25 protein-coding genes and 1 riboswitch are annotated in these 20,585 nt (G+C 66.5%); of the genes, 9 read left to right on the top strand and 16 right to left on the bottom strand.

Going from position 1 to position 20,585, the window contains the following annotated elements; genetic code table 11:
• Positions 1–291: 291 nt before the first annotated feature.
• Both B5F73_RS02830 and B5F73_RS02825 read left to right on the top strand, forming a co-directional pair.
• The gene (locus B5F73_RS02830; RefSeq protein ID WP_087226142.1) at positions 292–1,017 is read left to right on the top strand and encodes a DNA alkylation repair protein; all 726 of its coding nucleotides are present in this window, start codon (positions 292–294) and stop codon (positions 1,015–1,017) included.
• Positions 1,018–1,046: 29 nt separating this feature from the next.
• Positions 1,047–1,577, top strand: a complete 531-nt coding sequence (locus B5F73_RS02825; protein WP_087226139.1) for a hypothetical protein — start codon at positions 1,047–1,049, stop codon at positions 1,575–1,577.
• Positions 1,578–1,579: 2 nt separating this feature from the next.
• On the opposite strand, the gene B5F73_RS02820 is transcribed toward B5F73_RS02825, so the two are convergent.
• The 3 genes from B5F73_RS02820 to B5F73_RS02810 all read right to left on the bottom strand — a co-directional run bounded on the left by B5F73_RS02820 (position 1,580) and on the right by B5F73_RS02810 (position 4,262).
• Complete coding sequence (locus B5F73_RS02820) at positions 1,580–1,963, bottom strand: MmcQ/YjbR family DNA-binding protein (protein WP_087226136.1); 384 nt, start codon at positions 1,961–1,963, stop codon at positions 1,580–1,582.
• 187 nt (positions 1,964–2,150) lie between these two features.
• Positions 2,151–2,978, bottom strand: coding sequence for a TipAS antibiotic-recognition domain-containing protein (locus B5F73_RS02815; RefSeq protein WP_087226133.1), 828 nt, complete (start codon positions 2,976–2,978; stop codon positions 2,151–2,153).
• A gap of 81 nt (positions 2,979–3,059) precedes the next feature.
• Positions 3,060–4,262, bottom strand: coding sequence for an ATP-binding protein (locus B5F73_RS02810; RefSeq protein ID WP_087226130.1), 1,203 nt, complete (start codon positions 4,260–4,262; stop codon positions 3,060–3,062).
• Between the two features lie 157 nt (positions 4,263–4,419).
• Between B5F73_RS02810 and B5F73_RS02805 the strand changes: the two genes are divergently transcribed.
• A complete protein-coding gene (locus tag B5F73_RS02805) occupies positions 4,420–4,743 on the top strand; it encodes a multidrug efflux SMR transporter (protein WP_087226127.1) in 324 nt (107 codons plus the stop codon).
• On the opposite strand, the gene B5F73_RS02800 is transcribed toward B5F73_RS02805, so the two are convergent.
• Positions 4,718–5,620, bottom strand: coding sequence for a DMT family transporter (locus B5F73_RS02800; protein ID WP_087226124.1), 903 nt, complete (start codon positions 5,618–5,620; stop codon positions 4,718–4,720). The genes B5F73_RS02805 and B5F73_RS02800 overlap by 26 nt on opposite strands.
• Positions 5,621–5,782: 162 nt before the next feature.
• Here B5F73_RS02800 and B5F73_RS09220 point away from each other — a divergent pair, with 162 nt between their 5' ends.
• Positions 5,783–6,400, top strand: a complete 618-nt coding sequence (locus B5F73_RS09220; RefSeq protein ID WP_143803112.1) for a hypothetical protein — start codon at positions 5,783–5,785, stop codon at positions 6,398–6,400.
• Here B5F73_RS09220 and B5F73_RS02790 read toward each other — a convergent pair.
• The 3 genes from B5F73_RS02790 to B5F73_RS09425 form a co-directional block, all read right to left on the bottom strand.
• Entirely contained in the window at positions 6,297–7,460 is a 1,164-nt protein-coding gene (locus B5F73_RS02790) for a helix-turn-helix domain-containing protein (protein WP_087226118.1), read from the bottom strand. The genes B5F73_RS09220 and B5F73_RS02790 overlap by 104 nt on opposite strands.
• Positions 7,461–7,579: 119 nt before the next feature.
• Positions 7,580–8,014 (bottom strand): GNAT family N-acetyltransferase, encoded by a 435-nt coding sequence (locus tag B5F73_RS02785; protein WP_158094746.1) that lies wholly within the window; start codon positions 8,012–8,014, stop codon positions 7,580–7,582.
• 38 nt (positions 8,015–8,052) lie between these two features.
• Positions 8,053–8,343 (bottom strand): type II toxin-antitoxin system RelB/DinJ family antitoxin, encoded by a 291-nt coding sequence (locus tag B5F73_RS09425; protein WP_143803111.1) that lies wholly within the window; start codon positions 8,341–8,343, stop codon positions 8,053–8,055.
• Between the two features lie 163 nt (positions 8,344–8,506).
• Between B5F73_RS09425 and B5F73_RS02775 the strand changes: the two genes are divergently transcribed.
• Positions 8,507–9,394, top strand: a complete 888-nt coding sequence (locus B5F73_RS02775; RefSeq protein WP_239379778.1) for a type II toxin-antitoxin system RelB/DinJ family antitoxin — start codon at positions 8,507–8,509, stop codon at positions 9,392–9,394.
• A gap of 2 nt (positions 9,395–9,396) precedes the next feature.
• Positions 9,397–10,896, top strand: coding sequence for an ABC transporter permease (locus tag B5F73_RS02770; RefSeq protein ID WP_087226111.1), 1,500 nt, complete (start codon positions 9,397–9,399; stop codon positions 10,894–10,896).
• Positions 10,897–10,919: 23 nt separating this feature from the next.
• Here B5F73_RS02770 and B5F73_RS02765 read toward each other — a convergent pair whose 3' ends face one another.
• The gene (locus tag B5F73_RS02765) at positions 10,920–12,308 is read right to left on the bottom strand and encodes an FtsX-like permease family protein (protein WP_087226108.1); all 1,389 of its coding nucleotides are present in this window, start codon (positions 12,306–12,308) and stop codon (positions 10,920–10,922) included.
• A gap of 222 nt (positions 12,309–12,530) precedes the next feature.
• Here B5F73_RS02765 and B5F73_RS02760 point away from each other — a divergent pair, with 222 nt between their 5' ends.
• Positions 12,531–12,941, top strand: coding sequence for a helix-turn-helix transcriptional regulator (locus B5F73_RS02760; protein WP_087226105.1), 411 nt, complete (start codon positions 12,531–12,533; stop codon positions 12,939–12,941).
• A 37-nt stretch (positions 12,942–12,978) separates the two neighbouring features.
• Positions 12,979–13,329, top strand: a complete 351-nt coding sequence (locus tag B5F73_RS02755) for a DUF2200 domain-containing protein (protein ID WP_087226102.1) — start codon at positions 12,979–12,981, stop codon at positions 13,327–13,329.
• An 18-nt stretch (positions 13,330–13,347) separates the two neighbouring features.
• Here B5F73_RS02755 and thiD read toward each other — a convergent pair whose 3' ends face one another.
• From thiD to thiC, 8 genes are all read right to left on the bottom strand, one after another.
• On the bottom strand, positions 13,348–14,178 hold the full coding sequence (thiD, locus tag B5F73_RS02750; RefSeq protein ID WP_087226099.1) for a bifunctional hydroxymethylpyrimidine kinase/phosphomethylpyrimidine kinase: 831 nt from the start codon (positions 14,176–14,178) through the stop codon (positions 13,348–13,350).
• An 8-nt stretch (positions 14,179–14,186) separates the two neighbouring features.
• On the bottom strand, positions 14,187–14,882 hold the full coding sequence (thiE, locus tag B5F73_RS02745; protein ID WP_239379777.1) for a thiamine phosphate synthase: 696 nt from the start codon (positions 14,880–14,882) through the stop codon (positions 14,187–14,189).
• A 23-nt stretch (positions 14,883–14,905) separates the two neighbouring features.
• Positions 14,906–15,469 carry a thiamine phosphate synthase gene (locus tag B5F73_RS02740; RefSeq protein ID WP_087226096.1) on the bottom strand — a complete coding sequence of 188 codons (564 nt, stop codon included), beginning with the start codon at positions 15,467–15,469 and terminating at the stop codon, positions 14,906–14,908.
• Between the two features lie 8 nt (positions 15,470–15,477).
• On the bottom strand, positions 15,478–16,746 hold the full coding sequence (thiH, locus tag B5F73_RS02735) for a 2-iminoacetate synthase ThiH (protein WP_087226093.1): 1,269 nt from the start codon (positions 16,744–16,746) through the stop codon (positions 15,478–15,480).
• On the bottom strand, positions 16,743–17,555 hold the full coding sequence (locus B5F73_RS02730) for a thiazole synthase (protein ID WP_087226090.1): 813 nt from the start codon (positions 17,553–17,555) through the stop codon (positions 16,743–16,745). Before B5F73_RS02730 ends, thiH begins: the two co-directional genes overlap by 4 nt.
• A gap of 92 nt (positions 17,556–17,647) precedes the next feature.
• Entirely contained in the window at positions 17,648–18,313 is a 666-nt protein-coding gene (gene thiF / locus B5F73_RS02725) for a sulfur carrier protein ThiS adenylyltransferase ThiF (RefSeq protein WP_087226087.1), read from the bottom strand.
• Positions 18,313–18,510: a sulfur carrier protein ThiS gene (gene thiS / locus B5F73_RS02720; protein ID WP_087226084.1), complete on the bottom strand. Its 198-nt coding sequence runs from the start codon at positions 18,508–18,510 to the stop codon at positions 18,313–18,315. The genes thiF and thiS overlap by 1 nt, the downstream gene beginning before the upstream one ends.
• A 9-nt stretch (positions 18,511–18,519) precedes the next feature.
• On the bottom strand, positions 18,520–19,881 hold the full coding sequence (gene thiC, locus B5F73_RS02715; RefSeq protein WP_087226081.1) for a phosphomethylpyrimidine synthase ThiC: 1,362 nt from the start codon (positions 19,879–19,881) through the stop codon (positions 18,520–18,522).
• A riboswitch (TPP riboswitch) is annotated at positions 19,873–19,985 on the bottom strand. It overlaps the preceding gene by 9 nt.
• A gap of 223 nt (positions 19,986–20,208) precedes the next feature.
• Here thiC and B5F73_RS02710 point away from each other — a divergent pair.
• Positions 20,209–20,577: a GntR family transcriptional regulator gene (locus tag B5F73_RS02710; protein ID WP_087226078.1), complete on the top strand. Its 369-nt coding sequence runs from the start codon at positions 20,209–20,211 to the stop codon at positions 20,575–20,577.
• The last annotated feature ends 8 nt before the right edge of the window (positions 20,578–20,585 follow it).

The following is a 20,585-nucleotide window of genomic DNA, read 5'->3' as shown; positions in this document are numbered from 1 at the left end:
CCTCCCCTCGTATCGGCCACAAGGATACGCGAGAAGAACGCGGCAGTTCCTAACGTTTGCTTAAGGGCAGAAATGAGCGATCAAATATCGAATGTTTTGGTTTCTGGACATGACTCCTGTTTTGTTTCGAGCTTGTAAACCCCACAGGTAGTGTCTCTTTTATCTTGAGCTGACCGAGTTTTCCCAGTTGGCAACGAATCTGATTTGAAAAACATTCGCCATCTGTGAGGTTTTGTCGGCGCACCCCGAGCAAAGATAGAATGAACGAGAAGCCCGGCCGAGAGGAGATCCATGGGAGCCTGCACCTCTGCGACCTCCGAGAGCGTCGATCGCATCCGGCGCGAGCTCGAGGGGCTCGCCGACCCGGCGTATCGGGACTTCCAGGCCAAGCTCGTGCCGACCGTCGACCCCGCGCGCATCCTCGGCGTGCGCACGCCGGCGCTGCGCGACTACGCGCGCAGGCTCGCACGCGAGCGACCCGAAGAGGCGCGCGCGTTCCTCGCAGCACTCCCGCACGAGACCTACGACGAGAACAACCTGCACGGCGAGCTCATCGGCCGGATGGCAAAGACGCCCGCGGAGGCGTTCGAGCTGCTCGACGCCTTTCTCCCCTTCGTCGATAACTGGGCGACCTGCGACCTCATCCGCGTCCCCACCTTCAAGCGCGACCTGCCGGCGGTGCTCGAGCGTATCCGTGGGTGGATCGCCGCGGAGCCGGAGTATACGGTGCGCTTTGGGGTGGTCCAGCTCATGACGCTCTTCTTGGACGATGCCTTCGAACCCGAGCACCTCGCGCTCGTCGCCGGCATCGACCGCCCCGAGTACTACGTCAACATGGCACGCGCCTGGTACTTCTCATTTGCCCTCATAAAGCAGCCCGAGGCGACCCTTCCCCTCTTTGAGCGGCGGCCTATCGCCCTCGACGCCTGGACGCACAACAAGGCGCTCCAGAAGGCGCGCGAGAGCCGCCGCATTGCGACGGAGCAAAAGGCGTACCTGCAGTCGCTCAAGGTGTGACGCACCAACGTTCCGAACTGAGGAATAGAATGAGCGAGAAGAACGTCGAGGGGAGATTCATGAGAGTCCACGCCGCCATCGCCGCACTGCTCGCCGCGGCCGTCGCGCTGCCCCTCGCAGGGTGCTTCGGGCTGCCCGGGCCGGACGACATCGCTGACCAGGCGGATGAGGTAGCCGGCCAGGCACAGGAGCTCGCCGACACGCTCTCGGACGTTGATTGGGGCAAGGTCTGCCGCCTCGTCGTGAGAGATGCCCAGACCGGCGAGGTCATTCGCGAGGTGACCGACCAGACGGAGATCGAGGACGCCTTCGAGCCGTTCTCCGAGGAGAGTGGCCTGGCTGAGGAACCGGACGCCGACGCAGAGTACGTCTTCGAGCTGTGGGAGCCGGAGACGCAAAAGCTTGGACAAAGCGCCGACGACCTCAAGGAGTACAAGGGTCTCGAGGTCACCACCTATGAGGGGTCGCCCGTCGTGGGGCTCGAGGTAAGCCCCATCGGCCTCAGGCTCCACCTCACGTCTCAGGCAGCCGCCGACGCGCTGCGCGCGCTCGCGGGGTAGCGCTACTCGCCGGAGATCTCCCGTTGCACGCGCTTCGGCAGCTTGGAGAAGACGAGGTCGTAGCTCATGTCGCAGAGGTCGAGCACGAGATCCTCGGGCAGGTCGGAGTCCAGGTCGACGGAGACCCACGTGCGGCCGTCGGAGTAGTAGCCGGGCAGCACCGCGCCCGGGTGCTCGGCGCGCAGCTCCAGGATGCGATCGGGGTCGCACTTGAGCGAGAGCAGGTGGCGCCCCGCGTAGGGCGGCTTGGCGTCGGGAGAGGCGGCGAGCTCGCAGGCGAACTGCCTGCCGCCCACCCAGTACACCATCCATCCCCATTTCTCGTGGAGGGCCTTGGCGGCACCGGGGCGCGAGAGCAGGAGGGCGTCTATGCGTGAGAGGTCCATGGCGCGTCTCCTTCGGCTGGACTCACGCCCCGATTATACCGGGCGTGCCGCCGATAGCTCGTTTTACTAGGATGTCCTAGCAAAAGTAAATATCTTGCAATTTGCTAGGTATAAGAGAACAAGGACCGATAACCGAATAAGAAAGGGCACACGTCCTATTAGGACCAGGACACGACCCCTAGGCATATCACGCGCACGCGTGGATCGCGTCGCGCAGGAACTGCGCGGCACCCGGGGCCACCTTCTCGTAGTAGGCGCGGAACCGCTCGTCGGAGACGTAGCCGTCGGCCAGGCCCTTGTGTGCCTCGGGCGTGTAGAGGCCGTCCGGCCAGTACATGCGCAGCCAGTGGCCGTGCATCGCCACGAGCTTGTGCGCCTCCGGACCAGACGGATCCCCCGCCTCCATCGCACGTCGCAGCTGCTCGTTGATCGCCAGCGCCAGCTCCTCGGCCTGCAGGTGCGCAGCCTCCCCCATCGCCACGTACTTCTCGTTGGCCACGTCCACCACCTCGTCGCCGTAGGCAGCCCGGACCTCCGCGCCGTAGGCCTCCTCGTTCTCGGCGACCTCGCGCCAGCGCTTGAGGTGCGGCAGCAGCGTGGCCATGAGCGAGACTGCCTCGTCGAGGGAGACGCCGAGTGCCTTTGCCTCCATGGGGGCCGTGGCCTCGATGAACTCGTCCATCGACATGCCCTTGGCGGTGAAGTCGCCGTGGTCGTAGCAGTACTTGCAAAAGTCGGCGCTCTTGGAGCCGTCGGCCTCGGTGCCGTGCATCTCCTCGTCGGGGATGGGCATGCTGCAGCACTGGCAGTAGTAGCTCATGGGCATGTCGAAGAAGCGCTCGAGCGGCACGCCAAAGGTGACGCAGATGAGCTTCACCATGTCGATCCCGGGGGTCGTCTCGCCTTGCTCCCAGCGGCTCACGGCCTGCCGCGTCACGTAGAGCCTGCGCGCCATCTCCTCCTGCGTGATGTTCGCCTCCTTGCGGATGGCGGCGATGACGTCCTTGATAGCCATGGGTCCTCCTTGCTCGGGTCTCTCGGTAGGCCCATTGTCACCGCGCGCCCGAAGCCGCACAAGAAACAGCCCGTTGCGCAGCTACTCGCCGAGCATCCAATCGATTACGTTGAGATGGTGAATCCCCCGATAGTCCCCCACCCCAACACGGTCGAGCGTCAGAACGGTCTTGGGGTAGTTATCGGCAATCGCCTCGAGCGGCGCAAACTCACGGTTTCGCGTCGTCTCATCGAGTACCGTCTGCGCAACCTGATAGTACTCGGGACCATCCTGACCCATGGCGATGAAATCGACCTCTGCCGTTCCCACCTTGCCAACGCAAACGGTGCGATAGCGCCGCAGCAGCTCAAGGTAGACGGCGTTCTCGAGCCTCCTACCCAGATCGCCCTGTTCTTTTCCAAGGAGCCAGAACCTAAAGCCCAGGTCGCCAAGATAGTACTTCTCAAGCGTCTCAAGGTACTCCCGCCCTTTAAGGTCATAACGCCCCGCCTTGAACGCCAGGTAGTTCTCCATGAGCGCGTCGAGGTATGCCCCAATCGTCGCGGGGGACACCTTCGTCCCCGCTTGGGCAAGCCCAGCGGCCAAGCGCTTTCGCGAGGTGATATTTCCCACGTTGTCTGCGATAAACGCCGAGAGATCCCTGAACGCCCTCATATCCATGCGGGGATGTCGTCTCGCCACATCCTCAACAAGCACCGTGTTGAACACGCCCCCCAAGTAATCGGAAATCGACTGGGGGTCATCAAGTCTCGCCGCAAAGGGCATGCCGCCATAGGTTAGGTATCGGTTGAACGCATCCTCGAGGTTCTCCTCACCGCCTCTCGCAGACCAGTACTCCGCAAAGGAGAAGGGCAGCATACGCAGCTCGACGTAGCGACCCGTGAGCAACGTGGCAAGCTCCCCAGATAGGAAGAAGGCATTCGAGCCCGTGATATACAGGTCCACATCATCGCGAACGTAGAGTGCGTCAACGGCTCGCTCGAACTCCTTCACATGCTGCACCTCGTCGAGAAACACATAGTTCGTACCGGAGCCCAGACGCTGGACGATATAGCGATAGAGCTCTCGGGCATCGAGCGGATATTCCTCGTTCCAGCTCTCAAAGTTGATGCTCAGAATGTTGCTATCTGCAATGCCACCCTCACGGAGCTGTCGACGAAACAGCTCGAGCACGCTTGACTTGCCGCATCGGCGGAGGCCCGTTGCGACCTTGATGACATCACGGTCCTTCCATCGGTTGAGCCAGTCAAGATAAACCGGTCGATTTACCAACTCGTTTTTCATATCTGTTCCAAACCGATGAGATAATCTGCTCGGTTTATTGTAGCAGACAGAAACCTCAAGCCTGAACCTATGCTACGATTCGCCCGACCCAACGGGTCTCTGACGAGGGCAGCCGTACCAGAATCGCAAAGACGGCGCATCTATCTGGGAGGTTGTCATGGATTGGGCCATTTTGGTCGTGTCGGGCGCGATGGAGGCCGTCTGGGCCCAGGCCCTCGACCGCTCCGAGGGCTTCTCACAGCCCGTCCCCTCGATCGTGTTTGTCGTCGCGCTCGCGGCGAGCATGCTCGGCCTCAGCCACGCCGTCCGCACGATTCCGCTGGGCACCGCCTACGCCGTCTGGGTGGGCATCGGCGCCGCGCTCACGGTGGCATGGGGCGTCGTCTCCGGCGCGGAGTCGTTCTCGTGGGCAAAGATCCTGCTCATCGCGGGTCTCGTGGCATGCGTCGTCGGGCTCAAGCTGGTGGGCGAGGCGCACTAGGCTCTCGCGGCGCCACGAGCCATGTGCCAACAACCATAAGGACGAGCGCGAGGACAAACGTCGGCGCAAGCGGCGTGCGGAACAGAGCGAACGCCAGCGCACTGCCAATGAAGGGGTTCACCGCGTAGAACGCGCTCGTTCGTGCCGCCCCCAGGTCGCGCTGGGCGCGCACATAGCAGGCGATAGACAGCCCGTATGAGACGAACCCGAGCAGGAGCGCAAGCCCCGCGTCAACGAGCGTCGGCAGGGCGTCGCCCGCGCAGAGCGCCACGACAAGCGCGCCGGTGCCCGAGCCCCACCCCTTGATGACGACAACGTGAACCGGATCGCAGTCCGACAGCCTGTTCGTGCAGTTGTTCTCGATGCCCCAGCACAGGCATGCTGCAAGCGTGAGAAGCGAGCCGGCGGAGAACCCCCACGCGCCTGCGTCCCAAGACAGGAGAAAACACGCCAGGGATATGGCACCGATGCCGATTGCCGCACGCGCCCCCACCCGCTCCCCGAACGCGAGGCGGGCGATAAGGGCGGTCGCCACGATCTCGAAGTTGTTCAGCAGCGAGACGCTCTCCGCCGACGAGAGGGAGAGTCCGGCCATGAGCAGCAGAGGCGCCGCAACGTCGAGCGTGACCATCGCAGCCACGTAGGGGACGTCCGCCCGCTCGAGGGACCGTCCGCGCGCCTCGCCGCGCTCGACGCGCACGCCGTCAGCGAGCGAAAGCACCGTCATGCCGGCGCCCGCGCCGAGATACAGCAGCGCCGCCATCATGTTCGGCGCGATAACGGCAAGCAGCGCCTTGGAGAACGGTGTGCTCAGCGCGTAGAGCGCCGCCGCAGCGAGCGCGAAGGCGACGCTTCGTCCTGTTCGACCGGACCCCATGCGCAAACGCCCCCCGATTCCAAGCAGCCTGTCCTATGGCTACGATACCGTCCTTTCCCACGGGACCGCGCCACAAACCCTTTCAGAGCGCTTACTGGCTCGTTACGCACGGCACGCGACGTGCGACTACCCTAGGCGCACCCTTAGGGAAGGATGCTCAGCATGGTTGCATTCATGAGACCGCCCACATCTGACGAGATGCAGTACGCGGGCGATGTCATCCACGGCAAGCGGCGACTCGACGTCGTGGTGTACGTCATATTCGCGCTGCTGGGCGCGGCGTTCGGCGCGGCGGTCGGCTTCGCGGGGACACGGGCGAACGATCAGCCCTTCGACCTCGGCTTCACGCTCGGCTGCGCCGCGGGCTTCGGCGTTGCGTTCTTCGTCTTCGCGATACTCATCATGAGCTCCATCAGGTCTCTCCAGGCGGTCTGCCGCGTCTGGCTGCCCGCACGTGTCATCGTCGCGGTCGCGGCGGCAGCCTTCGCGCTCAGGGTGCTCGACACCGTGAAATTCGTTCTCATCGTCGGGCCAACGTCGATCATCCAGCAGGTAGTCCTAGGCGGCCTTGGATTCATATTCGCTCTGCTGTTCCTGAACCTCGGCGTACGCCTCGTCTTCCTCGTCTACTGCATGGTGACCGGACGCGACGAGGACGAGATCGTCACGCGGAGCATCAGCGCAGAGCCTTCGCAAGAATGTCGCGGTAACGAGGATCTTCGCTCACAATCCTCTGCCACTCAGGAGACGACGTGCGCTCGGCGAGACCCTGTCGAATGAGCAATCTTGCCTCGTCTGCCTGACGTGCCTTGTGCTCGGCCCATGCCTCGCCGGCACGGGCGGGGTCGAGACGGTCGGCCATGCGATCCCAGAGCGGAGAGTCTGTCGCGTCCTGATGCTCCAGGGTCACAGCTTCGATTGCTCGCGCAAGCGCCTCGAGCGCACCGTCCTTCTCGCTAGCCTTGCGCAGTACCTCCGCCACCTCGAGGGACATCGTTGCCGAGAAAAACGGGTTCACCGCGCCCATGTCGAGAGCCTCAAAGACCACCTCTGCGGCGTTGCCAGCCAACCGCGCAAATGCCGCATCATCTCGCATCCCCACTTCCTGCATGAGCGACGAGAGCACGAAGCTCGCCGCGCGCAGGCGCTCCGCCTGCAGAAGGTCGAGGGCCTCGTCGTTGCGGCCGAGCTTGCGGTAGGCAGAGGCCAGAAGCATCGTCGGGGCGCTCGTGTCCTGTCGGCGCACGAGTGACTCCAGCAGCGTCGTTGCTTCTGCGTAGCTGCCTGCCTGGAAGAGCGTCGTGGCCTTCTGCTGCTGCGCGAGATACAGGGCAGTGGGGTCCGTTGCCACCTCGAGCACGCGGTCGAGCAGGGCAAGCGCCTCGTCGGCGAGGTCGTCGGCATCAAGCGGGGCATCGGGCGCACCCTCCTTCTCGCCCGCCGGAGCAAACGGCGTGGCCATGCCGTCCGCCCAGACCGTGAGGAGTGACGCCAGCATGAGCAGCAGGTTCGCGTCCGAGTAGTGCTCCGAGGCAAGCGCGCGCAGCCGCTTGTGCGCGGCGCCAAGGTCCTTCTCGCCCAGTGCGTATACCTTGGCATAGAATGCGGCGAACTCCTCCTGAGAAAGCGCGTCGTGCCAGTCGAAGAGCTCGTCCAGGGTGAGCGAGAAGTACGCGGCGATGCGCGGCAACAGGCTCACGTCCGGAAGGCTCTGGCCGAGCTCCCACTTGCTCACGGCTGCCTTCGAGACGCCGAGGTGGGCGGCAAGCGCCTCCTGTGTGACGCCCGCGCGGCGCCGCTCCCGCGCGATGGTGCGACCGATGTTGATGCTCTTGCCCATGCCTCCCCCTCGACGCAGCAGCCGGCTTTCACCTCCAGTATGCGGTCGAGCGAGGGTGGCATCAAAGGAGTGCTGGTTGACGTTTCTCGCACGCGGTCAACCGAGACTCGATGCCCGCACTAGAGCCGCACGAACATGCGACGAGAATCGCTTTCCAGGCGCTGGAACCCAAAGTGAGCGTAGAAGCCCTCCGCGTGCTCGTCAGCCGGGTCGACGACAAGCGCACGCGATGCGACGATGCGCGACGCCGCGGCCGCGCGGCGAATGGCGTCCTGCAGCAATCTGGCTCCCGCCGACTCCCCCTGGTAGCGCTCATCGACGGCAAGCTGGCCAAGCAGCGTGCAGGGAATCGGGTTCGGGGCGTTTCGGCGCAACGAGCCGGCAAGCGTCCCAACGCGCGCAACCGCATGAGTGCTCAGGGCGTAGAATCCGCAAATCTCACCGGTAGCAAGGGGCAGGACATACACCCGCGCCGTCCCGTCACGCATCGCACGATGCGCGCGCTCCTTGAACCAAGCGTCGTTGTCGCTGTTGCCGGAGGAGAACCCGCTCACGTCATCGTCATCGCGAAGCAGGCGAATGCGACGAAACGCTAGTCCTCCCATGAGAACTCGCGATCGAGCAGCTCGCGGGTGGCCACGGGAACGGCAGAGTCAAGCGCGCTCGCAAAGCGCTCGTAGTCATCTGTGGCGAGGTACGTCACGCTCTCGTCGCTCACCTGCCGGCGAACCTCAAACGGGAAGCCACCGCACTCGTTGAACATGTGGACGAACACCTTGATCGCAGCGGACGGCGTCAGACCCAGAGCAGCGGTGTTCCTGACAAAGGCGTCCTTCTCCTCGGTGCTCAGCTTGGTGTTGAGCGACGTCATTGTCGTTGCCATGGGACCTCCTCTGCCGATTGTCCAAGTGTCATTATTTGATTCCATTTATACCACGTTAGACCACTTTGTAATCCACATGCATTCTGGCATTTACTCCAAGTGCCAGCTTTTGTTTTCTCTCTGTGTAAGATAATATAAAGACAATGTCTTTAAGGGGGATCCCATGTCCGAGACCACGCTCGTCAACTTCCGGCTCGATCAGGACACCAAGCGCTCCATGGAGGGAATTTGTCGCGACCTCGGAATGAGCATGACCACAGCGTTCACGCTCTTTGCAAAGAAGGTCGACCGTGAGCGGCGCATCCCCTTCGACGTGTCACTTGATGGCACCTCCGTAACCGGAGCGCAGTCCCTAACCATCGGCAGCAACCATGCCGACCCAGCGGTCATCGTCGAGGACGTCACGCGCGTCTTCGGCGAGGGCGCAGCGGAGCGGAGGGCGCTCGATGGTGCCACGCTCACCGTGCGCCGGGGTGAGTTCGTAGCCATCATGGGCGCCTCGGGCTCCGGCAAGTCGACGCTGCTGCACATCCTTGGCGGCGTGGACGCCCCCACCGCTGGTCGCGTGGTCGTGGACGGCATGGATCTCTCCACGCTTGGCGCAGACGCGCTTGCCCTCTATCGCCGACACACCGTCGGTCTCGTCTACCAGTTCCACAATCTTGTCCCGTTCCTCTCCGTGCGAGACAACGTAGAGCTTCCCGTGCGCTTCGACGGGTCTCGTCCGGACCCGGCAACGGTTGCCGAGCTCCTTGACCTTCTCGACATCGCGGACTGCGAGAAGAGCATGCCCTCCGAGCTCTCCGGCGGGCAACAGCAGCGCGTGGCCATCGCCCGCGCTCTCGTCTCGCGTCCTGCCGTCGTCCTCGCCGACGAGCCCACAGGCAGCCTCGACCGCGAAAACGGCGAGAAGGTCGTGGGCCTCCTAAGAAAGGTGCGGGAGCGCTTTGGTACCACCATCGTCCTCGTCACCCACGACGAGAGCGTGGCAGCTGCGGCTGACCGCGTCGTACGCATCTCCGACGGACGTGTCGTCGACGGAAAGGAGTAGCTATGCTTCGCGACTACCTTACGAGCTACATCCGTCATAACCGTGCCTCGGTCACTTCGCTCGCCGCAATCTCCTTCGTCGCATCCGCTCTGCTCGGGCTTGTGGTCGGCGTTGCCCATATGCTCGTTACCGACTACCTCGCGCGCATGGCCTACCTCGGCGAGACGCCGAGCGTCACAGGCTCGACCATCGCCTTTGGCGTAGTGACGGCGATAAGCGCGTTGGCGCTCGTTCTCATGCTCAAGAGCGCCTTTGGCGTTTCCATGAGTGCTCGCATTCGTCAGCTTGGCATTCTGAAGTCAATCGGAGCAAACGACGCGCAGATCAGGCGGCTACTCCTTGCAGAGGGATGTGTGCTCTCGCTTCCCGCGGCCTGCCTTGGCGTCCTCGTGGGCATGGGGCTTGCGCTCGTGCTCGTTGCGGGAGTGCTCGCGCTAACTGCCAACGCGCGCACCTATGAGCCCGTGGTTGGCCTCTCGCCGTTCGCAGTCCTTCTCGGCCTTCTCGTTGCGACTGCCACAGTAGCGCTCTCAGCGCTCCTGCCCGCACGCCGCCTTGGAAAAATCAGCGTGATCAAGGCGATGTCCGAGGGTGACGACGACTATGCTACCAAACGACGCCCGGGCCCTATTTTTCGGGCGCTCGCCACACGGCTGAGAATCGAGACGTCGCTCGCAGCACAGTCCCTACGCTCGCGAAGGCGCACCATGCGCACCGCCAACGCCTCAATTGCCCTTGCGATTCTCGCCTTCGTGACACTTATCAACTTCGAGACCTTGTCGCATCTGTCCACCCAGGTCACCTACTTCGAACGCTATGACGGAGTATGGGATGTCCGCATAACCATTGACGACGGCGCCGCTGCAGGCGCGGACGACGCGCTCATCAACGATCTTCTCGCCATGGACGGCGTGTCATCGGTCACGCTTGGTGACGAGCACAAAGCCGAAAGCGGTGACCTCTTCTATAACATCCTCGTTACGTCGCCGACAGCGGAGACTGAGATAGCTCATGCGCTGGAGAATCGCTTCTCCGGCAACAAAAACATAGAAGTGCTAAGTCTCACCGAGGAGGCCAAGCGCGACGAGGACTCACGAGCAGGCCTCAGGCTCTTTGTTGATGTCTTTGCTGGTGTGCTTGCCTGTATAGGAATCTCAGACGTTTTCTCGAGCGTGCTTGGCAGGATTCCCGAACGCCGGTGCGAAGTCTCCCAGCTGCTCTCGGCGGGCATCACCCACAGGCAGGTGAGAAGGATGTTCACCAGAGAGGCCACCCTCATCGTGGCGAGACCCCTCGCATGGGCGGCAGCGCTCAACCTCCTCATTACCGTGTTCGCGGTAGAGGCGAGCCCTGTAACCTGGGAAGCATTTCTTGCCAACATGCCGATCGTGCACGTTGCCGTGTTCGCCGCCATCTGCTGGATGCTGGTACTGCTCGCCTATCGTCTGGGCGAGCGACAAGTTCTTCGCGGCGAGCGCACGCTGGCGATAGATATGACATAGAAACTGGTCCTTCTCGCGCGCGGTCAACCAAGACTCGACGCCCCACCCAGCAGCACACGCGTGCACTCGCGGACGCAGAGCAGGTAGTACAGGACGAGAAGCCCGAGCGTGCCCACGACCGAGCAGGCCGCGATGACGAGAAACACCTCGTCGGGCACCCCGAGCGCGAGCTGGCGCACTAGGAGAAGGCCAAAGCAGTCGTGCACCACCGCGAGCGCCGCCGGTAGCACGAAGGCGACGCCCACCTGCGCCCGCACGGCGCCGCGCGCCTCCCGCTCGTCCGTCCCGAGCGCGGCAAGCGTGGCATAGGCGCTCCGCCCGTCCGCGGCCTGGCTCACCTGCTGCAGCGCGAGCACCGCAGCGGCGGCCACGAGAAACGCCTCCCCGTAGAAGATCCCCACGTAGCCGATCGGCGCGAGCGACGCCTCCGCCGGCGCGCTCGGGTCCGCGAGCCCGGCCGCGCGCTGGCCCACCGAGAACAGGAGCCCCGCGCAGATCATGCAAACCGCGCACGCCACGAGCACGCAGGTGCACGAGAGGGCCTGGCAGCCCGTGGACACGTGACCCTCCACCTGCCGCAGCGTGAAGGCGCGCAGCCCCTCCCAGTAGCGGGAGCCGCGGCGCACGCAGCCGGGCACACCCGTTGCCACCAGGCGAAAGACGAGCGAGGTGGCCACATAGGCCGCCCATCCCATCGGCAGGATCGCAAGCACAAAGAGCCCGGGCTGGGCCACGCACGAGCCCCACACCACAACGAGAAGAACCACGGCCAGCACCGCCTGCGCACGCGTCACGCCACGGTTGTCAGACAGCGCGAGCCGCTCCGGCGCTCGGTCCCGCTCAAGCAGCTCCACGAGCGGCCGGCGCAGTACGTCAACCACGGAGAGCACGATCGCCAACCCCTCGATCCCGGCGAACCACGCGCACGCGTCGAGCGCGGCCGCGGGCGAGAAGGACCAGGCAAACCGCCACGGCACGCCAAAGACGAACGCCGCGATCGCGCCGAAGGCAGGCGACGCCGCCGCACCGAGCGCGAGGCCCGCCGCCAGCGCCGCGAGCCCCACGAGCACGCCCTCCGTCGCAAGTATCGCCGCGAGCGCCGGCGTGCGCATCCCGAGCAGCGCGTACGTCCCGAACTCCCGCGAGCGCCTCCGCACGATGAAGCGCGTGGCGTAGGCCACGAGCACGGCGAAGACCAGCACCACAAAGACCGAGAAGGCACCGGTGATGTCGCGCGCCTTGTGGATGACCTCGAGCTGCGAGCCCGTGAGCGGCATCGCCAGGAGGTAGTCGCCCGAGGCGTTGAAGGCATAGAGCAGGCACGTGGCAAAGGCGAGCGTGACAAGATAGACCGAATAGTCGCGTGCGCAGCGCGAGACGTTGCCGAGCGCGACGCGCAGGGTGACGGGCATGGCGGCTCCTTCCGGCCGGCATCAGTGACAGGCCCATCGTCCTTCTCGCCCGCCCGACGCGCCATCGCCCGGGCTTATGCTCCCCTAACGGTTTCGCAAGGTTACCTGCCGTAAACTGGGACTCTACCAACGGTCGAGCCAACTCAACTGGCGGTCGGTTGAGCGCGGGGTGGCGTCGCATGACGATGTCCCTGCCAGACGGACCCCAGCGAAAGGACCACCATGACCAAGCAGACCTTTGGCGCCACCATCTCCGCCCTGCGCAAGGAGAAGGGCCTGACGCAGCTCGAGCTCGCCCGGCAGATGGGCGTCACAGACAAGGCAGTGAGCAAGTGGGAGCGCGACCTGTCGTTCCCGGACGTGGCGTCGCTGCCTAAGCTCGCCGAGGTGCTGGGCACCTCGGTGGACGAGCTGCTCGAGGTGAAAACAGCTGCGCAGGAGGAGCCGACGGGGTCCCGCGTGCCCGCGCTCGTGGAGCTCGTCCTCAAGGCGGTCGCGCTCGCCATGGGCGTGGGCGTGACCGCGCTCACCGTCATGGACGAGGTGGAGCCGAGAAACGCGCTCGGGCTCCTGGGCATCGGCGTCGCGTGCCTCGCGCTCACCCAGCTCATGCACAGCCCCGATCCGGAGTGATACAAAGGGACTGTCCCCTCGTATCATTGGAGGTCCCATGGCGCGCAAGTCGATCGCGGAGATGTCGTTCTCGAAGGTCTATCCCCTGCTCGTGCAGAAGGCCGAGCGCAAGGGGCGCACGCGCGCGGAGGTCGACGCCGCGTGCTGCTGGCTCACCGGCTACGACGAGGCAGGCCTCGCCCGGCAGCTTGAGCGCGGCGTCACCTACCAGGAGTTCTTCGACGAGGCCCCGGCGCTGAACCCCAACCGCGCGCTCATCACCGGCAAGGTCTGCGGTGTGGACGTGGCCGCGATCGAGGACCCCGTGGAGAGATGTGCCCGCTACCTGGACAAGCTGGTCGACGAGCTCGCCCGCGGCAAGGCGCTGGAGAAGGTGCTGCGAAGCTAACGCCGAGCGGTTCGCGCGTTATTTCGCGCGATGGCGCCACATGTGGTCCACGGGACCGGAGCCGCGTCCCAAATCCAGACCGGAGGAGAGCGCACCGGTGAGGTAGTCCTTCGCACGCGACACCGCCTCGGGCAGCGCGAGGCCCTCCGCCAGGCCGCAGGCGATGGCGCTCGAGAGCGTGCAGCCCGTGCCATGGGTGTTCTCGGTCTCCACGCGCGGGGCACGCAGCCACGTCACGCGCGGGACGCCCTCGTCATCGACAGCCGACTCCACCAGCACGTCATTGGCGTCCGCCACGCCATGACCGCCCTTGACGAGCACGGCGCAGCCCAGGCGCTCGGCAAGCGCGAGCGCGGCCGCCTCCTGCTCCGCCTCAGAGCGCACCGGCTCGCCGAGAAGAGCCTCCGCCTCGGGGATGTTGGGCGTGATCACGCGCGCGAGCGGCAGCAGGCGCCCCACGAGCGCCGCCGCCGCACCGTCGTCTATGAGACGCGCGCCCGAGGTGGCCACCATCACCGGGTCCACGACCACGTTCTTGGCGCCCCAGTGCTCGAGCCGCTCGGCTATGGTCTCGACGATCGCCGCGGAGGACACCATGCCCACCTTGACCGCGGCGGGTGGGATGTCCTCGAAGACGGCGTCGATCTGCTCGGCCACCATCTGGGGCGTGGCCTCCATGACGTCGCGCACGCCACAGGTGTTCTGCGCCGTGAGCGCGGTTATCGCGGTCTCGGCAAAGAGCCCGTGCGCGGCGATGGTCTTGATGTCCGCCTGGATGCCCGCGCCGCCGCTCGAGTCCGAGCCGGCAATCGCGAGCACCGCGGGAACGCTCCAGCTCCTCGTGTCCATGAGACCCCCTATCTCGACCCGACGGCGTCCGCGGCAAGGCGGCGCAGCTCGCGCGTTACGGCCTCGATGTCCTCGGCGGCAAAGATCGCCGAGACCACCGCCGCGCCGGCGACGCCCGTCCCCGCGAGCGAGGGCAGCGTGCGCGTGCTCACGCCCCCGATGGCCGTCACCGGGATATCCACGGCGGCGCAGATGCGCGCGAGGCCCTCGAGGGACACGGCCACGGTGTCGGACTTGGTGGACGTCCCAAACAGCGCCCCCACACCCAGGTAGTCGGCACCGGCCGCCTGAGCGGCGAGCGCCTCCTCCACCGTGTGGGCCGAGACCCCCACGATGGCGTCCGGCCCGAGCGCCTCGCGCGCGGCGGCGCACGCCGTGTCAGACTGCCCCACGTGCACGCCGTCCGCGCCGCTGCGCCGGGCCGCCTCCACGTCGTCGTCGATCACGAGGGGCACGCCGGCCGCTCGGCAGAGGGGCAGGAGCTGTCGCGCCTCCGCCACAATCTCGTCTGTCGAGAGGCCCTTCTCGCGGAGCTGCACGAAGGTGGCTCCGCCCGCGACCGCCGCGCGGACGCAATCCACGAGCGAACGCCCCCTGAGCCAGGAGCGATCCGTCACCGCGTAGAGCAGCATGCCGCGGCGGATGTCGGCGGGCGAGAAGGACCCGCGGACGACGGGTCCCACATCCATGTGATTGGCGTCCATGAGGGGCGTCTCCTTTCCTGGGCTCACGCCATGGCGTCGGACATGCGGACGGCACCGGCGGCACCGGCGGCGCGGACGGCAGGCTCGGTGGCGTCGGTGATGCCGCCGAGGGCGAGCACCGGCACATGGGCCGCAGCGATGACCTGCTCGAGAAACGCGACCCCGCGGCCCGGGAGCGGCTTGCATGACGGCGCAAAGACGGGGCTCGCCACAAGGTAGTCGGCGCCGAGTCCCTCGGCAACCGCCACCTCGTCCACCTCGTGCACGTTGGTACCGACGAGGTCAAACCCCTCCGGGCGGCCGTCACGCTCAAGCGCGGGCAGCGGCAGGTGCAGGCGAGACGCGCCGGCCTCACGGGCGGCGGGCACGTGGCCGTGGGCGACAAAGGCGACGCCCGCGCGCTCGCAGGCCTCCATGACCTCGCGGGCAAGCGCGGCGTACGCACCGTCGTCCAGGTCCTTCTCGCGCATGATGAGCGCGTCGTAGGCACCGGCGACCCGCGCCACCTGCTCGGGCAGCGGCCGCGCGCAGCGGCGCCGGTCCGTCATGGCAACGCGCAGGAAGCCTCCATCAAAGAGCGATCCCATGGGCGCCCTCACACCAGAACGTGGTCGTTCATGACCGGCTCGAGCCCCATGTCGCGCATGGCGGCGCACATCTCGGCCAGGCTGCGGCCGTCGTCGATCTCAAACTGGTCGTCGCCCTCCTCGGCCTGGTGCGCGTGCTCGCCGATGCCCGTGGACACGCCGGCCGAGACCTTGGTGGCCGTGATCGTGGCCACGTGGTCGCGGAAGCGCGCCGACTCGCGCGACGAGACCGTGACGCCGGCGAAGGGCATGAACAGGCGGTAGGCGCAGATAACCTGCAGGAGCTGCGCCTCGCTCACGTGCGGCCCGTTAGGCGTGACGGCGCCCGCGGCGGGACGCAGGCGCGGGCACGAGAAGGAGATCTCCGCGTGCGGGTAGGCCCGGCTCACGTAGTAGGCGTGCAGCGCGCAGGCGAGCGCGTCACGGCGAAACTCCGAGAGGCCAAGCAGCGGCGCGAAAGCCACGCCGCGCATGCCGCCCCTGAGCGCGCGCTCCTGCGCCTCGAAGCGGTAGGGCATGATGCGCTTGCGGCCGCGCAGGTGGAGCTTGGCGTAGCGCACCGGGTCATAGGTCTCCTGGAACACGGTCACGAAGTCCGCGCCGGCCTCGTGCAGGCGCGCGTAGTCGGCCACGTTGGCGGGGTACACCTCGACGCCAACATTCCTGAAGCGCGCGGCCGCGAGCTCGCAGGCGCGTGCGATGTAGTCCACGTCCGACGTCACCGGGTCCTCGCCGGTGAGCAGCAGGATCTCCTCCTGGCCCGTGGCGGCGATGGCGTCGAGCTCGGCGATGGTCTGCCCCTCGTCCAGGCGGGCGCGACGGATGCCGCTCTCGCAGTTGAAGCCGCAGTACACGCAGCGGTTCTCGCAGTAGTTTGCCAAGTAGAGCGGCGTGAAGAACTGGATGTTTGTGCCAAACCAGCGCACGCGCTCGGCCCGGGCCCGCTCGGCCATCTCCTCGAGGAAGGGCTCGGCCGCGGGCGACACGAGCACGCCGAAGTCGGCGGGCTCCACCACGTCGGCGTCGAGCACGCGGCGCACGTCGGCGGCGGTCACGGCGTCGGGGTCGTAGGCCTCCACGGCGTCGAGCACGCGGTCGAACATGCCGTTGTCCAGGACGTCCATGTCGGGCAGGAAGGTCATGGTGTCCAGGCCGTAGTCGGTGTGGATGGCGTGCGCCATGTCCTTCTCGTCCATGGAGACGATGCGCCGGCAGCGCTTGCCCACGGGTACGGTCTCAGGCCCCACTACCTGCACGTTCTTCTCGTCCGCGCTCATCTGGCCTCCTCCCCCAGAAATCCGGTGAGCGGGCTCGAGGCCTCGCCCGCGCCGTCGAGCACGCGACCGGGACCCGCAAGGAACGCCGCGCGACCGGCCCGCACCGCGTCGCCAAAGGCGCGCGCCATGAGCGGGATGTTGCCGGCGGTGGCCACGGCCGTGTTGGCCATGACGGCAGCCGCGCCCATCTCCATGGCCTCGCACGCCTGCGACGGGCGCCCGATGCCCGCGTCCACGATCACCGGCAGGTCAATCTCCTCTATGAGGATGCGGATGAAGTCCCGCGTCACCAAGCCGCGGTTGGAGCCGATGGGCGCGCCGAGAGGCATGACGGCGGCCGCGCCCGCGCTCACCAGGTCGCGCGCGACGTTGAGGTCGGGGTACATGTACGGCAGCACCGTGAAGCCCTCGCTCGCCAGCATGTCGGTGGCGCGGACGGTCTCTGCGTTGTCGGGCAGGAGGTAGCGCGCGTCGCGGATGACCTCGACCTTGACAAAGTCGCCGCAGCCGAGCTCACGCGCGAGGCGGGCGATGCGCACGGCCTCCTCCGCCGTGCGGGCGCCCGAGGTGTTGGGCAGAAGCGTCACGCCCTCGGGCACGGCATCGAGGATGCTCCCCTCCTGATTGGTGTTGGCGCGGCGAACAGCAAGGGTCACGATCTGCGCGCCCGCGTCCTCCACAGCCGCCCTGACCACGTCGAGCCTGAACTTACCCGACCCCAGGATGAAGCGCGACGCAAACTCCTTGCCGCCGAGGGTCCAGGTGTCCGCGCTGGGCGCGACGGCGCCCGATGCGATGTGCTCTGTCATGGTGCTTCCTTTCGTTGATGGGCGTCGCGGGCGCTGGGCCCCGCAAAACAGGTCGGCCCGCGGCGCGTTTGGTTGCCAGATAACCGGGGACGTCAGGAGACCTCGAGCCCCAGGACGATCCTCACGGCGAGAAGAGCCTGCTGGGCGGCGCAGAGCGCGACGCGCGGGGCGAGAAGCGCACCGGTCGCCCCGACGTCCGACGCGCCGTCGCCGCAGACGTAGAAGCGCCGGCTCACCCGCCTCGTGACGATCTCGCTCGCCGGGCCCGCGCCCGCCATGCCGTTGCCAGTGACGAGCACGGGACCCTCGGGCAGGGTGAGGAGCTCCTCGGCGAGAAGCGCCTTGGCCTCGGGGTCGTCGAAGGCCTCGCAGACAATGTCGCACCCCTCGAAGATCCCCCGGGCGTTCTCGGGCGTGACGCGGGTGCGCAGCGCACGCACGCGCGTGCCCGAGCCGATGGCGAGGAGCTGCTCGGCGAGCGCCTCGACCTTGGGACGGCCCAGATGCTCGCGGAAGTAGTGCTGACGGTTGAGGTTGCCCTCGTCAACCACGTCAAAGTCGGCGACAACGAGCTCGCCCACCCCGCTGCGCGCAAGCATGACGGCGATGTTGGAGCCGAGCCCGCCCGCCCCTGCGATCCCGATGCGCGCCGCGCGCAGGCGCTCCCGCGCCTCGTGCCCGATACGGCACTCGAGGGCGTCGGGGAGAGCGTCCCCCACGACGGCACCGCCCCTCTCGACGTCCCTCTCCCCCGCCATCAGCCGCCTCCCACGAAGCGGACGACCTCGAGCGCGTCCTCGGCCGTCAGCCGGCGGACATCAAACTCGGCGCGGGGAAGAATCTCCCCGTTGAGCTCGCACGCCACGCGGGCACGCTCGTATCCCATCTGCTCCAGCACCTCGGCGACGGTCCGGCCGTCGGCCTCGGGCGCGGTCCTGCCGTTTATCTGTGCCATGGCAGCCCCTTATTCCAGGTCGAGGTCGATCGTGGTGCCCTCGAAGACCTTGTTCACCGTGCGGACGGCGCACATCTTGCCGCACATGGTGCAGGTCCCCTCCGTCGAGGCGGGCGAGGCCTCGTGGCGCGCACGGGCCGTGTCCGGGTCGAGCGCATAGTCCCACATCTCGCCCCAGGCCAGGCGCCGCCGGGCGTCGCCCATGCGGTCGTCCGCCTCGCGCGCGCCGGGCACGCCCTTGGCGATGTCCGCCGCGTGCGCGGCAATCCGGGTGGCGATAAGACCGTCGAGCACGTCCTTTGCGTCGGGCAGGCAGAGGTGCTCGGCCGGCGTCACGTAGCAGAGGAAGTCTGCCCCGGCGCTCGCCGAGATGGCCCCACCGATGGCCGCCGTGATGTGGTCGTAGCCCACGCCCACGTCCGTCACGAGCGGGCCGAGCACGTAGTACGGCGCGCCGTGGCAGAGGCGCTTCTCCATCGTCACGTTGGCGGCGATCTCGTTGATGGCCATGTGGCCCGGGCCTTCGATCATGACCTGCACGCCCGCGTCCCAGGCGCGCTTCGTGAGCTTGCCGAGCTCGATCATCTCGGCCGTCTCGGCGGCGTCGTTGGCGTCGAAGAGGCAGCCCGGCCGGCACGAGTCGCCCAGCGAGATGGTCACGTCGTACTCGTGACAGATCTCGAGCACCTCGTCGTAGTGCTCGAAGAAGGGGTTCTCGTTGCCCGTGACCTCCATCCAGCCAAACAGCAGCGACCCGCCGCGGCTGACGATGTTCATGAGGCGCCCGGTCTCCTTGAAGGTCTCGATCACGCGACGGTTGATGCCGCAATGGATGGTGAGGAAGTCCACGCCGTCCTCCGCGTGGGCGCGCACCGTGGCGAGAAGGTCCTCGGCAGTGAGCTCCACGAGCGGCTTCTCCATGTAGCCGATGGCGTCGTACATGGGGACGGTGCCCACCATGAGCGGCGTGCGCTCCACGAGCTGCTGCCGGAAGAAGCGGGTCTTGCCGGAGTTGGAAAGGTCCATGATGGCGTCCGCGCCGTACTTCTCGGCCGTGCCAACCTTCTCCCACTCCATGCTGGCGTCCGCCACGTCCCCGGAGATGCCGAGGTTGACGTTGACCTTGGTGGAGAGGCCCGCGCCCACGCCGCGCGGCACGAGGCCCTTCTCGAGGTGGCGGACGTTGGCCGGGATGGCGATGCGCCCCGCCGCCACGCCCGCACGGACGAACTCCGGGTCTCGGCGCTCCGCCTCCGCCACGGCGCGCATCTCGGGCGTGATCTGCCCGGCGCGGGCATAGTCGAGCTGCGTGACGAGGTTCTTCTCGCCGCGCGGTGCCTGTCCGCCCAATTTCTCTACAGCTGTGCTCATGCGCAAAACTCCCTCCGTTGGCATTACCCATGTCAGGTTCCTCGGGTCGGGGCGGGCGCGCCCCCTCTCAGCCTGCCGTCCTGCAAGCTCCCCGCGCTATGCGATTGTTCCGGCGGCGCGAAGTCCGCCCGCGGCAAGTATAGCGCTCGCCCCGGGACTTGTGCTCGCACAGACAAAAGGTGGTTGTAGCGGGGCAAACGGCGTGTCGAGAAAAACTTTGCCCTTCTCGCTTGCACTGTGTATAGGTGTGTATATACTGTACTTACCGGGTATACACGGTCGGCCCGCAGGAGACGTCCTGGCGGGCCAGCACGGAAGGACGACGGCTTGGACATCATCATCTCAACCTCGAGCGGCAGGCCCATCTACGAGCAGATAACCGACCAGATCAAGTCGGCGATCGTGACGGGCCAGCTCGCGGAGGGCGAGCAGCTCCCCTCGATCCGCGCCCTCGCCAACAGCCTGCGCGTGAGCGCGATCACCACCAAGCGCGCCTACGCGGACCTGGAGGCGGCGGGCCTGATCGAGACGGTGCAGGGCAAGGGCACCTACGTCGCCGGTGGAAACGCCGAGCTCATCCGCGAGGAGCAGATGAGGGAGGTCGAGGGGCTTCTCGCCAAGGCCGTGGAGCGCGGACGCGGCGTCGGCCTCACCGACGACGAGCTGTCCGAGATGTTCGCCCTGGTACTGGAGTGATGAAAAGG

Source organism: Olsenella sp. An270 (assembly GCF_002159735.1).
GTDB lineage: Bacteria > Actinomycetota > Coriobacteriia > Coriobacteriales > Atopobiaceae > Thermophilibacter.
The sequence above is the reverse complement of the archived record's forward strand: the minus strand, read 5'-3'. Positions and strand labels throughout refer to the sequence as shown.

Coding starts and splice junctions, on each gene's coding strand:
- B5F73_RS02820 (WP_087226136.1), bottom strand. CDS start 1,963: ATGGACCTCTCACGCATAGACGCCCTCCTGCTCTCGCGCCCCGGTGCC.
- B5F73_RS02740 (WP_087226096.1), bottom strand. CDS start 15,469: ATGGGATCGCTCTTTGATGGAGGCTTCCTGCGCGTTGCCATGACGGAC.
- B5F73_RS09425 (WP_143803111.1), bottom strand. CDS start 8,343: ATGGCAACGACAATGACGTCGCTCAACACCAAGCTGAGCACCGAGGAG.
- thiS (WP_087226084.1), bottom strand. CDS start 18,510: ATGGCACAGATAAACGGCAGGACCGCGCCCGAGGCCGACGGCCGGACC.
- B5F73_RS02810 (WP_087226130.1), bottom strand. CDS start 4,262: ATGAAAAACGAGTTGGTAAATCGACCGGTTTATCTTGACTGGCTCAAC.
- B5F73_RS02755 (WP_087226102.1), top strand. CDS start 12,979: ATGGCGCGCAAGTCGATCGCGGAGATGTCGTTCTCGAAGGTCTATCCC.
- thiH (WP_087226093.1), bottom strand. CDS start 16,746: ATGAGCGCGGACGAGAAGAACGTGCAGGTAGTGGGGCCTGAGACCGTA.
- B5F73_RS02765 (WP_087226108.1), bottom strand. CDS start 12,308: ATGCCCGTCACCCTGCGCGTCGCGCTCGGCAACGTCTCGCGCTGCGCA.
- B5F73_RS02800 (WP_087226124.1), bottom strand. CDS start 5,620: ATGGGGTCCGGTCGAACAGGACGAAGCGTCGCCTTCGCGCTCGCTGCG.
- B5F73_RS02790 (WP_087226118.1), bottom strand. CDS start 7,460: ATGGGCAAGAGCATCAACATCGGTCGCACCATCGCGCGGGAGCGGCGC.
- B5F73_RS09220 (WP_143803112.1), top strand. CDS start 5,783: ATGGTTGCATTCATGAGACCGCCCACATCTGACGAGATGCAGTACGCG.
- thiD (WP_087226099.1), bottom strand. CDS start 14,178: ATGGACACGAGGAGCTGGAGCGTTCCCGCGGTGCTCGCGATTGCCGGC.
- thiE (WP_239379777.1), bottom strand. CDS start 14,882: ATGGACGCCAATCACATGGATGTGGGACCCGTCGTCCGCGGGTCCTTC.
- B5F73_RS02830 (WP_087226142.1), top strand. CDS start 292: ATGGGAGCCTGCACCTCTGCGACCTCCGAGAGCGTCGATCGCATCCGG.
- B5F73_RS02770 (WP_087226111.1), top strand. CDS start 9,397: ATGCTTCGCGACTACCTTACGAGCTACATCCGTCATAACCGTGCCTCG.
- B5F73_RS02760 (WP_087226105.1), top strand. CDS start 12,531: ATGACCAAGCAGACCTTTGGCGCCACCATCTCCGCCCTGCGCAAGGAG.
- thiF (WP_087226087.1), bottom strand. CDS start 18,313: ATGGCGGGGGAGAGGGACGTCGAGAGGGGCGGTGCCGTCGTGGGGGAC.
- B5F73_RS02805 (WP_087226127.1), top strand. CDS start 4,420: ATGGATTGGGCCATTTTGGTCGTGTCGGGCGCGATGGAGGCCGTCTGG.
- B5F73_RS02775 (WP_239379778.1), top strand. CDS start 8,507: ATGTCCGAGACCACGCTCGTCAACTTCCGGCTCGATCAGGACACCAAG.
- B5F73_RS02815 (WP_087226133.1), bottom strand. CDS start 2,978: ATGGCTATCAAGGACGTCATCGCCGCCATCCGCAAGGAGGCGAACATC.
- thiC (WP_087226081.1), bottom strand. CDS start 19,881: ATGAGCACAGCTGTAGAGAAATTGGGCGGACAGGCACCGCGCGGCGAG.
- B5F73_RS02825 (WP_087226139.1), top strand. CDS start 1,047: ATGAGCGAGAAGAACGTCGAGGGGAGATTCATGAGAGTCCACGCCGCC.
- B5F73_RS02730 (WP_087226090.1), bottom strand. CDS start 17,555: ATGACAGAGCACATCGCATCGGGCGCCGTCGCGCCCAGCGCGGACACC.